The following is a 13,466-nucleotide window of genomic DNA, read 5'->3' on the forward strand; positions in this document are numbered from 1 at the left end:
TGCCAGCCCGCTCAGAGATGTGTATAAGAGACAGCTCGACGACCGGTTCGGGGACCAGCGTCTCCCAGTCGCCGCCGGTGATCATCCGCTCGCGGACTTCGGTGCCCTCGAGGACGTCGCGGTTGAACATCGGCGACTGGCGGATCTCGATATCGGCCTCCCGAAACAGCTGGATGACCAGCGGGTTGTTCGAGTAGGCGACCTCGAAGTCGGGGCTCATGCTCTGGACGTGGCTCACCCAGACGGAGTTTCGCTCGAGGTCCTCGATCGGGACGGCGTAGGTCACCAGATCGTACTCGACGAGTGACTTCGTGATCATCATGATCCGCTCGCCGGCCGTAAACGGGTTCCGAACGGTGTGTGAGTCGTCGGCGCTTCCGATCCCGAGTACGAGTTCGTCGACGTCCTCGGCGATCTGTTCGACCATGCTCAGATGACCGTTGTGGAAGGGCTGAAACCGGCCGATGTAGAACCCCCGTGTCATACCGGAACCTGTTCGGTCGGTACGCTTAAGTGTGGCGAGTCTCGGAAACGAGCGTCGTCGGCGAAACCCGCGCTCAGACAGCGGTTCGCGAACCGAAGGTGGAGACCCTCATAGTGTGTGTACATTCTCACCGCTCGAGAACAACCGGCCGAATTTCCAATCGGCTCCCTCGAGCGCTGTGTAACCGGGTTTCAGGCGGTGCCACCATACTCCGCATGGAGAAAGTATATCAGTCCCAATCCCTTCGAATCAGATACTGAACAGAGTTCTATGAGTAACGATACGAACGTTGACGACCCTCCCGAAGACGGCGCAGACGCTGGGACTGACGAGGAGCAGTCCCAGTCGCCGGCCCGCTCTCAGTCCCAGGAGCGCGAGCAGCAGGGACGAGAGTCGGAGCCGGAATCTGACCGTCAGGGAGAGCGGTCGCCGCCGGAATCGGACGGTGACCGTCGTGACGACGTCGACGACGGAGACGAGTTCGACGATCCGATCGACGAGTTCGAACCGGAGTCAACCGAGGACGACGACGACATCGAAACCGTCGACGACCTCGGCAGTACGGTCGACGTCGATCCGGGCGTCGAAATCGACGAGGAGAACGCCGAAGACGACCTCCTCGGTGGACTTAAAGTCGACACAACGTCGGATATCGAGGTTCCCGACCGACTCGTCGATCAGGTCATCGGCCAGGACGAAGCGCGGGACATCATCATCAAGGCGGCAAAGCAGCGCCGTCACGTGATGATGATCGGCTCCCCGGGGACGGGGAAGTCGATGCTGGCGAAGGCGATGAGCCAGCTGTTGCCACAGGAAGATCTGCAGGACGTCTTAGTCTACCACAACCCGGACGACGGCAACGCGCCGAAGGTCCGCACCGTCCCGGCGGGGAAAGGCGAACAGATCGTCGATGCCCACAAGGAGGAAGCGCGAAAGCGCAACCAGATGCGCTCGATCCTGATGTGGATCATCATCGCGATCGTGCTCGCGTACGCGATCCTGATGGCAGGCAACATCCTGCTCGGGATCCTCGTCGCGGGTATCATCTGGCTGATCTTCCGGTACACCTCCCGCGGCACGGACGCGATGGTGCCGAACATGATCGTCAACAACGGCGATCAGCGCCAGGCACCCTTCGAGGACGCGACCGGCGCCCACGCCGGCGCACTGCTCGGCGACGTCCGCCACGACCCGTTCCAGTCTGGCGGCATGGAAACGCCGAGCCACGACCGCGTCGAACCGGGCTCGATCCACAAGTCCAACAAGGGCGTGTTGTTCGTCGACGAGATCAACACCTTAGACGTCCGCACCCAGCAGAAGCTGATGACTGCGATCCAGGAGGGCGAGTTCGCCATCACGGGCCAGTCCGAGCGCTCCTCGGGCGCGATGGTCCAGACCGAGCCCGTCCCCTGTGACTTCATCATGATCGCCGCGGGGAACCTGGACGCGATGGAGAACATGCACCCCGCGCTGCGCAACCGCGTCAAGGGGTACGGGTACGAGGTCTATATGGAGGACACCATCGAGGACACCCCCGAGATGCGCCGGAAGTACGCCCGCTTTATCGCCCAGGAGGTCGAACGCGACGGGCGTCTCCCTCACTTCGAGCGCGAGGCCGTCGAGGAACTCATCCTCGAGGCCAAACGGCGCTCCGGTCGGAAGAACCACCTGACGCTGCACTTCCGCAGCCTCGGTGGCCTGGTCCGCGTCGCCGGCGACATCGCCCGCGCCGAGGACAAGGATCACACGACCCGCGATCACGTCCTGCAGGCCAAACGCCGCTCGCGCTCGATCGAGCAACAGCTCGCCGACGACTACATCGAGCGCCGCAAGGACTACGAGCTGCAGGTCACCCAGGACGGCGTCGAGGGCCGCGTCAACGGCCTCGCCGTCATGGGCGAAGACTCCGGGATCATGCTGCCCGTCATGGCCGAGATCGCCCCCGCACAGGGACAGGGTCAGGTCATCGCGACGGGACAGTTAAAGGAGATGGCCGAGGAATCCGTCCAGAACGTCTCGGCGATCATCAAGAAGTTCTCCGACGTGAACCTCTCGGAGAAGGACATCCACATCCAGTTCGTCCAGGCCGGCCAACAGGGCGTCGACGGCGACTCCGCCTCCATCACGGTGGCGACGGCCGTCATCTCCGCCCTCGAGGACATCCCGGTCGATCAGTCGATCGCGATGACCGGCTCGCTGTCGGTTCGAGGCGACGTGCTCCCGGTCGGCGGGGTCACCCACAAGATCGAGGCCGCCGCCAAGGCCGGCTGTGACAAGGTCATCATCCCGAAGGCCAACGAACAGGACGTGATGATCGAAGAGGAGTACGAGGAGATGGTCGAGATCATCCCGTGTTCGAACATCAGCGAAGTCCTGGACGTCGCCCTCGAGGGCGAACCGAAGAAGGACTCGCTGGTCGACCGCCTCAAGCAGATCACCGGATCGGCGTTCGAGGGCAACCAGAGCGCCGTCGGCAGCGGCTCGAACCCGAGTCCGCAGTAACGACCGATGACTCAGTGGACGACGTTCGTCGGCATTACGGGCGTCGTCCTCGTGCTATTATTGGTACTGTCGCATCTCACGCAGAGTGCGTTCGCCGACGGCGACGGTGCTGCTTCCGAGTCCGATTTCGCCTCCGGGTCGTCCCAGCGTCGTGACGCCGGCCGTAGTGCCGAATCGGCACCGATTAGCGAGGATCGGCCGGGGATCGATTCCGACTTCGAAACCGATTACGGCACCGACTCCAACACGGATTCCGACACCAACTCCGACCTCGAGTCGAGAGGGGCGGCGGCCGAAAACACCGAAGTCGAATCGCGGGCCGAGGTCGGCGACGCCGGACCACGAACGAAAGCCGACGCGGATCTCACTCGCTCCCAGCGGCGAGACGAAATCGATCCCGCGGAACTCTCGACCGGCGAACTGCTGGCGAACGTCGCGCTCTCGCAGGGCCTGTTCGCGCTCGTGCTGATCGGAGCGGCGATTTACACCGCGATTCCGGCCGACGCGCTGGGAATCGAGTTCTCGTGGGCGTACCTCGAGCAGGGGCTGCTCTGGGGGACCGTCGCCGGACTCGCCCTCTACGTCGCCAACGAGGTCGGTGCGGCCGCGGCGACGCGATTCGGTTTCGATCACGACGAACAGTTGCGAGAGCTGCTGGCACCCGACTCAACGAGGGGCTGGCTGGTACTCTTGCTGTTCGTGCTTCCGATCATCGCCGTCTTCGAGGAACTGCTCTTTCGGGCCGCGATGATCGGCGCCGTTTCGGCCGGCTTCGGCGTCGACCCGTGGCTTCTCGCGGTCGTTTCGTCGGTCGCGTTCGCCGTCGGGCACGGGATGCAGGGCTCCGTTGGGGTCGTCGTAACGGGCGTCCTCGGCTTCGTCCTCGCTGCACTCTTCATCGTCACCGGCAGCTTCCTCGTCGTCGTCGTCGCCCACTACCTCATCAACGCCCTCGAGTTCGCCGTCCACGAGGGCGTCGGCGTCGACTGGGCGGAAACCCTCGAAAGCTAAGGTGACCGCTTCGCTCGGTGGTGGTATGAACGGACTCGACGAGATATCGGAATCGGTCTACCGGGCGATTTTCCTGGGTATCGTGTTCTATTTCGCGCTGTTCGCCTACGCCCAGTTCAGCGGCGATGAGATTGCGCTGCTCGCCACGGAGTTCGTCTTCGGCGTGATTGCAATCGGCGTCGGCGCGGCCCTCTATCTGCAGGCCGACGCCGCGGATCGTTCGGCGGTCGCAGTAACCGGCGCCGTCGCACTCGTTCTCGGCGGTGCGCTCCAGTTCGCGTACCTCTTCACCCGAACGCTGGCGTTCGACATCGCGTCGTCGCTCGCCGTCTTCGTCGGCATCGGCTGTTATATCTACGTGGTGTGGTACGCGACGTAACACTCGAGTCGTACGAGTCGATCTACAACCCTTCGAGCGAGCGCAGTTTCTGTTCGACCGACGGCGGTGCGGCGCTGGGGCCGTCGCGAACGCGGTGGTCGGGGATGAGAAGCGGCGCCGGATTCTCGTCCAGCGCGGTTCGGGCGAGAATGAGATCGTCCTCGTCCTTGTGGTCAAGTTCCGGCGTCATCCGTGCGAGGGTATCGACGTCGACCTGGTCGCCGTAGGGAATCTGCCGAACGTGCTCCAGGACCGCCCGCTGGTCGGTCGGCACCGTCAGTGCGATCTGAATCTCGTCGAAGTGGACCTCCTCGAGACCGTCGAGGTACTCGAAAATCTGGTCGAGGACGGGGTGGTCGTCGTCGGCGTCGTCGTCGGGCGCCGTCGGAAACGACACGCTGAGCACGCGCCCGCTCGCGGCGCCGAACTGGACGTATCGATCGAGATACGACGATTCCCGCACGTAAATTCCGGCGTCCGTGACGTCGTCCATGCCGTGGCCTTGGGGACAGGGGCTTGAATAATCGCCGGTCGCGTCCGCGCGACCGCCCTCGAGACTGCGGACCGAGTACGGCCGGTGGAGCGATTCGGCGGAGTTTCGAGCGGGGTCGGCCCATTGTGGCGGTTCGTGACGGCTCGGAGCCCGCGCCACCAGCCCGAGCGCACGCGAATGACGCAAGGCTTTTGTACACATGAGTACGTCGATGTACAACAATGAACTCCGATACGGATCTCGCGCCCGCGGTGGCGTCGATCCTCGAGGCCGCCCGAGATCGGACGGCCGACGCCGAGGACGTCGTCGACGTGGACGCGCGATCCCTGCCCGACGCGATCGCGGCGGCGGAAGCCGACGGCCGCGTGCCGGTGATCGCGGAGGTAAAGCCGACAAGTCCGACCGCCGACGGAACGCGAGACGACGATCCCGTCGAACTGGCCGAGGCGATGGTCGCCGGCGGCGCGACGGCGATCTCGGTGCTCACGGAGCCGAGTCACTTCGGCGGCTCGCCCGAATCGTTGACCCGGATCCGCGAGGCGGTCGACGTGCCCGTCCTTCGGAAGGACTTCGTCGTCCGCGAGGCCCAGATGGACGTCGTCGAAGCCGACCTCCTCCTGTTGATCGTGCGGTTCGTGGACGATCTCGAGGAACTGATCGCCGCCGCCCGCGAGCGCGGGTTCCAGCCGCTCGTCGAGGTCCACGACCGTGCGGAACTCGAGACCGCCCTCGAGGCCGGCGCGGAGATCGTCGGCGTGAACAACCGGGATCTGGCGAAACTCGAGGTGGACCTCGAAACCTTCGAGTCCGTGAGTCCCCATGCGAGACGTATGACACGTCTCGATGAAGCGAACGGTGAAACCGCGAGCAACGTTCCGGACGAGGTGACGCTGATCGCCGAAAGCGGCGTGTCTTCGCCCGCGGACGTCCGGCGGATGCGCGAGGCGGGCGCCGACGCCTTGCTCGTCGGCAGCGCCATCATGGACCACGGCGCTGGCGACAGCGACGTCACGGAAAACACGCGGCGATTGGTCGAGGCGACCGGGGAGTCCACCACATGACCGACCGAGCAGCGACACACATCGACGGAGACGATCAATGAGCACGAGCAACCACGAAACCGAACGCAACCGGGAGCGAAACAGCGAAGCTACCTTCGGCGACTACGGCGGCCAGTACGTCCCCGAGGCCCTGATGCCCGCGGTACAGGAACTCGAGGACGCCTACGAACGGTACGTCCTCGAAAACGAGGACGGCTTCATGGACGAGTTCCGCGAGCGGATGCGCGACTTCGGCGGCAGACCGACGCCGCTGCAGCGCGCGGACCGGCTGAGCGAGCGCTACGGCCGCGAGATCTACCTCAAGCGGGAGGATCTCGTCCACGGCGGCGCCCACAAACTGAACAACGCGCTCGGACAGGTCCTCCTCGCGAAGTATATGGGCAAAGAACGGATCGTCGCCGAGACCGGCGCCGGCCAGCACGGCACGGCGACCGCGATGGCTGCGGCCCACCTCGATATGCCCTGCGAGATCTACATGGGTCGGACGGACGTCAACCGACAGCGCCCGAACGTCTACCGGATGCGGATGAACGGCGCCGAGGTCAACCCCGTCGAAGCCGGCAGCGGAACCTTAAAGGAGGCGATCAACGAGACGATGCGCGACTGGGCGACGACCGTCGAGACGACTCACTACGTCATCGGTTCGATCGTCGGGCCCCACCCGTTCCCGAAGCTCGTCCGCGACTTCCAGGCCGTCATCGGCCGCGAGGCTCGCGCACAGATTCAGGAGCAGGCCGGCCGGCTCCCCGACAGCGTCGTCGCCTGTGCCGGCGGTGGCTCGAACACGATGGGGACGTTCCACAAGTTCGTTCCCGACGAGGACGTCGACCTCATCGCCGTCGAGGCCGGCGGCTCGAGCCTCGAGATCGACGCTGAGAACGCCGTCGCGCCGAACTCCGCGACGCTCTCGACGGGCACCGACGGCGTGCTCCACGGCGCGATGACCAAGCTCCTCCAGAGCGAGGAAGGCCAGATCATGGAATCGCACAGCGTCAGCGCGGGGCTGGATTACGCGGGGGTGGGTCCCGAGCTCTCCCACCTCGTCGAAACGGGACGCGTGACGCCGGTCAGCGTCGGCGACGAGGCCGCGCTCAACGGCTTCCACCGACTCTCGAATCTCGAGGGGATTATCCCGGCGTTGGAGTCGAGTCACGCGCTCGGATTCCTCGAGGAGGCCCACGAGGAACTCGGCGATCTCGTCGTCGTCAACGTCTCCGGCCGCGGCGATAAGGACTTAGAGACGGTGCTCGAGGAGACCGAGAAGCGTGACCTCGAGGCGGCGCCGGACGTGGAGGTGTTCGATTCATGAGCCAAGAAGGGACGACTGACAGCGACATCGAGGCCGCCATCCGCGAGAACCACCCCGCCCTCATTACGTACATCACGGCGGGCGACCCCTCCCTCGAGGAGACCAAGGAGTACGTCGAGGCGCTGGATCGGGGCGGCTCGGACTTGATCGAACTCGGACTCCCGTTTTCGGAACCGATCGCCGAAGGGCCGACGATTCAGGCCGCGATCAACCGCGCTCTGGACGCGGGAACGACCCCCGAGGGCTTTTTCGACCTGGTCGACGACCTCGAGACCGAGGCGCCGCTGCTGGTGATGACCTACTACAACATGATCCTCCAGTACGGCTCGAGCGAGGCGTCACGCGCCTCGGAGAGCGACGCGGAACCGTCGAACAAACCCGACGTGCGGCCGTTCGTCGAACGCGGCGCCGAAGCCGGCCTCTCGGGCATCATCGTCCCTGATCTCCCCGCCGAGGAGGCAGATCCGCTGCGCGAGGCCTGCGACGACTACGGGCTCGACCTCGTGTTCATCGTCGCGCCGACGACCGAGGGCGAGCGCCTGGATCGGATCATGTCGCAGGTGTCCGGGTTCGCCTACGTGCAGGCCCGACTGGGGACGACCGGCGCCCGCGCGGACGTCTCGGGTGCGACTCACGACAGCCTCGCGCGCCTCTCGGAGTACGACGTCCCCAAGGCCGTCGGCTTCGGCGTCAGCGAGGGCGACCACGCCGCGGAGATCATCGAGGCCGGCGCCGACGGCGTCATCGTCGGCAGCGCGCTCATCGATCTCATCGCGAGCAGCGACGATCCCGCGGCCGCCCTCGAGGCCAAGGCAGAAGAGCTCAAACGAGGCGCCATCCGAGGAGCGGACGATAATGCGGTCGAATCAGTCGGCGAGACCGCGGCGACGTCGCCGAGCGAACGGTAGATGGACCGGAACCAGAACAGACATAACCGCCTGCTTGCTACACTCCCGCAATGACCACAGGAATCGACGCGCGACTCGATCGCATCGGGACGAACGACTCCTACGTCATCGTCCCGATGGACCACGGCATCACACTGGGTGCCGTCGACGGACTCAAAGACATCGAATCGACCATCGACGCCGTGACCCGCGGCGGCGCCGACGCCGTCCTCACGCAGAAGGGCGTCGCCCCGCGCGTCCACGAGCACAAGAACGGCAAAGGTTACATCGTCCACCTCAACGGCTCGACCTCGATCGGGCCGGACGAGAACGATAAACGGCTGACCGGCACCGTCGAGGAGGCTATCCGAGCGGGCGCCGACGCCGTTTCGTTTCACATCAACGTCGGCTCGAACCACGAGCCGGACCAGCTCACCCAGCTTTCCGAGGTAACGGCCACCGCCCGACGCTTCGGCATCCCCGTCCTCGCGATGGCCTACGCCCGCGGCCCTGACGTCGATCCCGAAGACCCCGAAGCGCTCGGCCACGCCGTTCGCCTCGCCGAAGAACTCGGCGCCGACATCGTCAAGACCGGCTACAGCGGCGACGCCGAGAGCTTCGAACACGTCTGTGAGTCGACCCGGCTTCCGGTCGTCATCGCCGGTGGCTCTCGAGGCACCGACCGCGAGACGATCGAGATGGTCCGCGGCGCGATGGACGCCGGCGGCGCCGGCGTCTCGATGGGCCGATCGATCTTCCAGCACGAGAACCCCGAAGCGATCGCGAACGCCGTCGCCGGCGTCGTCCACCACGACCTCCCCGTCGAAGAAGCGCTGGCGAAAGCCGGACTGGCGATCGAAGCGTAACGGACCGCGAACTCGGGGCGATACGCCGGCCAGTCTTCTCGACCACGTTTCGTTTTCGTACTTCAGCACTCACACCGACCGTCCGACCGCCCGTCTCGCTCGCGGTCTCTCACCCCCGAGGCGGTCGTCGCTCGTCGAACGACCCCCAATACACTCTGAACGAGGAGTGGTGACCGATCACGCCGTCCCGTTGTCGACGAGGTCGAGCGGATCCCGACCGACGAGGGCGTCGACGACCGCACGGCCGACGCGTTCGGCGTTGTCGATCGCCAGCTCGAGACTCGAGGAATCGCCGTCGAAGCTCTCGGTGACCGATTCGCCGGGTGCCGGCCGGTCGTAGTTGGAGACGGCGCGCACGCTCAGGTACCGGTCGCGGAGCCCGAACCGCTCGAGGGCGGTCGCCGTCGCGGCGTCTTCCATCTGCGTGGTGACGTACGGCGTCGCGTCGTACTGCTCGCAGAGCCACCGCACCTCGCGGGCGTATCGCGGCCCGTGCCAGAACTCGTCGCCGCAGACGGTCGTCCCGCGTTCGATCGTCGGCCCCGAGTCGGGCGCGTCGGGGTACCGTCGCTGATACGCGAGAGTCTCGTCGTCCGTCCGGAGTTCGACCCCGCGAGCGGCCCCCAGGGCGCGGTCGACGACGGATTCTTCGAGGCGGTGGACGTACTCCCGCGGGCGGTACGCGAGGCGGTCGATTGGGCGTGCGTCTGCGTCGCTGTCGTCATCGTCGTTGCCGTCGTGGGTGTCGCCGCCTGCGGTCGGCCCCTCGTTCGATTCGTCGGACGCGCCCCGATCCCACCGGTGCTTGCGGTCCCAGTCGACGACCGCGTCCGCGATCGCGACCGATCCCAGCGCGGTCGTTGCGGGCGACGAGCCCGCGATCCCACACGAGAGGACGTACGCCGACTCGAGGTCGAGTCCCGGATTCGCGAGCAACGCGGTGACGGTCGTCGCCGCGTCGCTCTTGCCGATCCCGGTCGTCGTGATCGCGACGTCCGAATCGGTTACGTAGAGGGGCGTCTCGGCGCCCGGAACCTCGATCGCGTCCGCGATCTCGTGGCGCTCGAGCCACGGCCGGCGCTCGTCGAGTGGCGCTTCGAACGCGGCGGTGAGCACCACCGCGGCGGGGCACAGCGGATCGGTCGGATCGGGGGCTCGAGGCGTCGGCAGAGAGTCAGTGTCCGCGGTCATACTCGGGTACGTGGCAGACGGTCGCGCAGGGTTGTTAACCGTCCGGTCGTCGGTTCGTCGGCGGTCCGTTGCAGTCCGTCGCAGTCCGTCACAACCCGTGACGGTCCGTTCGCGCTCGATTTCGAACGGCTCGCCACGACGACGGAACCACAACACCTTCGAGCGTCGCGTTCGTCCTCCCGGCCGTGACCGACGCGGACGACCCGACGATCGACGACGAGATCGTCGCTCGAGCGCGGATTCACGCTCGAGAGGTTATTTCCGAGCACGACCTCGAGATCGATCGCAACGCTCTCGAGTGGACGGTGACGACCCGCGCGCGGCGTCGGGCGGGCGCGTGCCGCTGGAACCGCGCCGACGAGGTGGCGACGATCGTCCTTACGCGTCAGGCCTACGAGCGCTACGACTGGGAGACGTTCGCCGGCGTCGTCCGCCACGAGCTGGTCCACGCCTGGGAGTACCAGCAGTTCGGCGAGTCGGGCCACGGCGAGCGCTTTCACGACCTGGCGGCGACGCTCGATGCGCCGCGGTACTGCGAGACGTTCGCGGAGCCGCGGTACGCGCTTCGCTGTCTCGGCGCGGACTGTGACTGGTCGGCCGGCCGCCACCGCGCTTCGAAGCCCGTGAAGGCGCCGGGCGGCTACCGCTGTGGACGCTGTGGCAGCGATATCGAGGTCGAACACGTCGACAGCGGCCGCACCTGGACGACCGCGAGCGGGTTCGGCGGGGCGAAGGCGGCGCTCGGAAAGCGCTGGTAACTCACCGTCTCCGCCTCGAGACGGCCACGGAACACTTATTCGACTCCCCCTGTCTCTTTCAAGTATGGGAATACTCGAGTTGATGCTGGGCCAGTCCCAGCCCGGCGAACAGGGGGTCGAGGGTCGTTCGTACAAGCTGCCGAAATCGACCCACGACTTCGTCTATCCGGTCGCCGCTCGCCGAGCCGAAATCGACGGCTTTCGCGCGTTGCTCGAGGCCGAAGCCGAGGCGCCCGCCCTCGAGGGCGACGCCGAGGAGTTGCAGTCGGTCTTCGACGACGTCCTCGGCGAGTCCGAGATCGACGCCGAGGAGCTGACGGAACAGCAGCGAAAGCCCCGCCGCGAGACCGAGCGCATCATCGACCACTGGGACGAGCGACTGACCGACGACCTCGGCGTCGTCTATGCCCTGCCCGGGACGTACCCAACGCTGGTCTCGTTCGTCAAGCGCTGCAAGCAACGCGACGACGACGCGAACGACGAGTTCGAACTCCCCGAGGAGTTCGCCGCGGGAACGGCGCTGCTCAAGCGACTCGAGGACGCGACGAGCGACCAGTACCGCGCCGTCGTGCACACGGACCTGCTCCACGACGAGTGAGATAGTAGTCAGTGAAAGTCAATGCACACCCGATCGCGGGATGCCGTCGCGATCGGCGTGTGAATCGTTTCACTGACTACTATAGTTCTCCCCGATACCGCGCCGACTAGACGATCGCGTCGAAGCCCTCGAGCGACGACAACTGGTAGGTCGGCTCGTGGCTCGCGCCGTCGAGCGCGTCGTGGCCGGCATCGATCCACGCCGAGTCGATCCCCATCGCGTTGGCGCCGGCGATGTCGGCGTGCAGGGAGTCGCCGACGTGAATCGTCGCCTCGGGGCTCGCGTCGAGTTTCGACAGGGCGTACTCGAAGGGCGCCGCGTCGGGTTTCGGGAAGATCCCCGCGCTCGGCTCGGTGAACACGCGGACGTCGAAGGCGTCGGCGATGCCGAGCGACTCGAGTTTCTGCGTCTGGGTCGGTCGACCGCCGTTGGTGATGAGGCCGACGGGACCGATCTCACGGGCGCGCTCGAGGGCGGCCGCCGCGCCGGGACGGAACTCGACGGCGGTCGGATCCTGTATCTCGAGGTAGTGCTCGGCGAGCGTCGGCGCGAGCGCGGAATCGACGTCGGCGTCGGCGCGGGTCGTGACCGCCGAAAAGAGGTGTTCGTAGAACTCGCGATCCGTTTCGGCCGTCGGCAACGTCGGCAGCGCCGCTCGCAGGTCCGCCGGCGTACAGAATGGCTCGACGCCGGCGCGGTCGAACGTCGACTCGAGCAGCGCCGCCGGCTGCTGGGTCGACTCACAGAGGGTGCGATCGAGGTCGAAACAGATCGCGTCGTATGCGGCCATCTGTCTCGAGATAGTAGCGGCGACGTTCTTAACGTTTCGACGCGGGTCTGCGGGCCGCACCGAACCGAGATCGCACGCGGAGCAACACCGCGTCTCGGCGGCGACCGTAGCCATTATTTTCGCGCACGATTCTTTCGATGTATGAACGTCGTGAAACGAGTACACATCGTGCCGCTGGGCTACGAGTACGATCGGATCGTCGACCCCATCCGGGAACAGCGGGCCGACCTCGTCTACCTCCTCGAGGACGACGGCACGAATCCGGGGACGCGAACCGGCGAGGCCGACTACCACGACGAGCTCCGGGCGGAACTCGAGTCGATCGTTCCCGAGGTCAGGGTGCGAGAGTGCGATCTGACGGACGTCTACGCCGTCCTCGGCGACGTGACGACGATCGCCGCCAACCACGCCGACGACACCGTTTCGGTCAACGTCTCCGGCGCGGGGACGATCCCCGCGATCGGTGCGACGATGGCGTGTATGGACGTCTCGACGGACGCTCACGCCTACTACGTCGAGCCAGACGAGTACGCCCACGAGGGAAGACGCGAACCGATCTCGACCGGCCTCGCCGCCACCGAGCAGCTCCCGACGTATCCGATCGACTCGCCGACGCCCGACCAGGTCGCGATCATGGGGTTTCTCGCCGAGCCAGACGACTGGGAGGGCTATCACGAGGCCCGGACCTCGGCGCCGAAAAAGAAGGACCTGATCGAGTACGCCCGCGACCGGAACCTCTCGTTTATGGCCGACCGTCGACCCCCCGAGGAGCGCGGCGGCGAGGACAAAGGGGCTTTCCGCGTCCTCGATACGCACGTTCTCGAGCCCCTCGAGGCCGACGGCTACGTGACGATCGAGTCGGTCGGCCGCCGTCGAGTCGTCGAACTCACCGAGCGCGGCGAGAACGCCTACCGGGCGTTCAAACACAAGCTCGCCGAACTCGACGACGAGTTGGAGTGACCACTCGAGAACGGAGACGATAGCCGAGTTGCCGCCAAGAAGTGGAGGGTGAGGCGAAAATGGGTGGCGGGCGGAAGCGTCGGCGGATGGAGGGCCGAAGCGCCAGCGGGTGGAAGAGCGAGCCATCGGTGTGGGAGGGCCGAAGCGCCAGCGGGTGGAAGAGCGAGCCATCGGTGT

General features: G+C 66.1%; 14 protein-coding genes. 10 read left to right on the forward strand and 4 right to left on the reverse strand.

Going from position 1 to position 13,466, the window contains the following annotated elements; genetic code table 11:
- On the reverse strand, nucleotides 1-484 hold a 484-nt coding region (locus tag C493_RS04930; RefSeq protein ID WP_007258310.1), incomplete at its 3' end, for a nicotinamide-nucleotide adenylyltransferase.
- 270 nt (nucleotides 485-754) lie between these two features.
- On the opposite strand from C493_RS04930, the gene lonB reads away from it, so the two are divergent.
- Genes lonB through C493_RS04945 form a run of 3 tightly spaced genes read left to right on the forward strand, consistent with a single transcriptional unit; the run spans nucleotide 755 to nucleotide 4,376 of the window.
- A complete protein-coding gene (gene lonB, locus C493_RS04935; protein WP_007258311.1) occupies nucleotides 755-2,986 on the forward strand; it encodes an ATP-dependent protease LonB in 2,232 nt (743 codons plus the stop codon).
- A 6-nt stretch (nucleotides 2,987-2,992) separates the two neighbouring features.
- Nucleotides 2,993-3,997: a CPBP family intramembrane glutamic endopeptidase gene (locus C493_RS04940; RefSeq protein WP_007258312.1), complete on the forward strand. Its 1,005-nt coding sequence runs from the start codon at nucleotides 2,993-2,995 to the stop codon at nucleotides 3,995-3,997.
- A gap of 25 nt (nucleotides 3,998-4,022) precedes the next feature.
- Nucleotides 4,023-4,376 carry a hypothetical protein gene (locus C493_RS04945; RefSeq protein WP_007258313.1) on the forward strand — a complete coding sequence of 118 codons (354 nt, stop codon included), beginning with the start codon at nucleotides 4,023-4,025 and terminating at the stop codon, nucleotides 4,374-4,376.
- A gap of 22 nt (nucleotides 4,377-4,398) precedes the next feature.
- Here the strand turns inward: C493_RS04945 and C493_RS04950 are convergent, their stop codons facing one another.
- Complete coding sequence (locus C493_RS04950) at nucleotides 4,399-4,869, reverse strand: MGMT family protein (protein WP_007258314.1); 471 nt, start codon at nucleotides 4,867-4,869, stop codon at nucleotides 4,399-4,401.
- A 221-nt stretch (nucleotides 4,870-5,090) separates the two neighbouring features.
- Between C493_RS04950 and trpC the strand changes: the two genes are divergently transcribed.
- The 4 genes from trpC to C493_RS04970 are packed head-to-tail and all read left to right on the forward strand — an operon-like array spanning nucleotide 5,091 to nucleotide 8,992.
- Nucleotides 5,091-5,930 (forward strand): indole-3-glycerol phosphate synthase, encoded by an 840-nt coding sequence (gene trpC / locus C493_RS04955; RefSeq protein ID WP_007258315.1) that lies wholly within the window; start codon nucleotides 5,091-5,093, stop codon nucleotides 5,928-5,930.
- A 37-nt stretch (nucleotides 5,931-5,967) separates the two neighbouring features.
- Nucleotides 5,968-7,239, forward strand: coding sequence for a tryptophan synthase subunit beta (gene trpB / locus C493_RS04960; protein ID WP_007258316.1), 1,272 nt, complete (start codon nucleotides 5,968-5,970; stop codon nucleotides 7,237-7,239).
- Nucleotides 7,236-8,147, forward strand: a complete 912-nt coding sequence (gene trpA, locus C493_RS04965) for a tryptophan synthase subunit alpha (protein WP_007258317.1) — start codon at nucleotides 7,236-7,238, stop codon at nucleotides 8,145-8,147. Before trpB ends, trpA begins: the two co-directional genes overlap by 4 nt.
- Nucleotides 8,148-8,197: 50 nt before the next feature.
- Nucleotides 8,198-8,992: a 2-amino-3,7-dideoxy-D-threo-hept-6-ulosonate synthase gene (locus tag C493_RS04970; protein ID WP_007258318.1), complete on the forward strand. Its 795-nt coding sequence runs from the start codon at nucleotides 8,198-8,200 to the stop codon at nucleotides 8,990-8,992.
- Between the two features lie 177 nt (nucleotides 8,993-9,169).
- Here the strand turns inward: C493_RS04970 and C493_RS04975 are convergent, their stop codons facing one another.
- A complete protein-coding gene (locus tag C493_RS04975; protein WP_049889140.1) occupies nucleotides 9,170-10,183 on the reverse strand; it encodes a phosphorylase family protein in 1,014 nt (337 codons plus the stop codon).
- A gap of 185 nt (nucleotides 10,184-10,368) precedes the next feature.
- Between C493_RS04975 and C493_RS04980 the strand changes: the two genes are divergently transcribed.
- Nucleotides 10,369-10,941, forward strand: coding sequence for a SprT family zinc-dependent metalloprotease (locus C493_RS04980; RefSeq protein ID WP_007258320.1), 573 nt, complete (start codon nucleotides 10,369-10,371; stop codon nucleotides 10,939-10,941).
- Between the two features lie 64 nt (nucleotides 10,942-11,005).
- Complete coding sequence (locus C493_RS04985; protein WP_007258321.1) at nucleotides 11,006-11,539, forward strand: hypothetical protein; 534 nt, start codon at nucleotides 11,006-11,008, stop codon at nucleotides 11,537-11,539.
- 106 nt (nucleotides 11,540-11,645) lie between these two features.
- On the opposite strand, the gene C493_RS04990 is transcribed toward C493_RS04985, so the two are convergent.
- Nucleotides 11,646-12,329 (reverse strand): HAD family hydrolase, encoded by a 684-nt coding sequence (locus C493_RS04990; protein ID WP_007258322.1) that lies wholly within the window; start codon nucleotides 12,327-12,329, stop codon nucleotides 11,646-11,648.
- A 141-nt stretch (nucleotides 12,330-12,470) separates the two neighbouring features.
- Here C493_RS04990 and C493_RS04995 point away from each other — a divergent pair, with 141 nt between their 5' ends.
- Entirely contained in the window at nucleotides 12,471-13,289 is an 819-nt protein-coding gene (locus tag C493_RS04995; protein WP_007258323.1) for an HFX_2341 family transcriptional regulator domain-containing protein, read from the forward strand.
- The last annotated feature ends 177 nt before the right edge of the window (nucleotides 13,290-13,466 follow it).

This window comes from Natronolimnohabitans innermongolicus JCM 12255 (genome assembly GCF_000337215.1).
GTDB classification, from domain to species: domain Archaea; phylum Halobacteriota; class Halobacteria; order Halobacteriales; family Natrialbaceae; genus Natronolimnohabitans; species Natronolimnohabitans innermongolicus.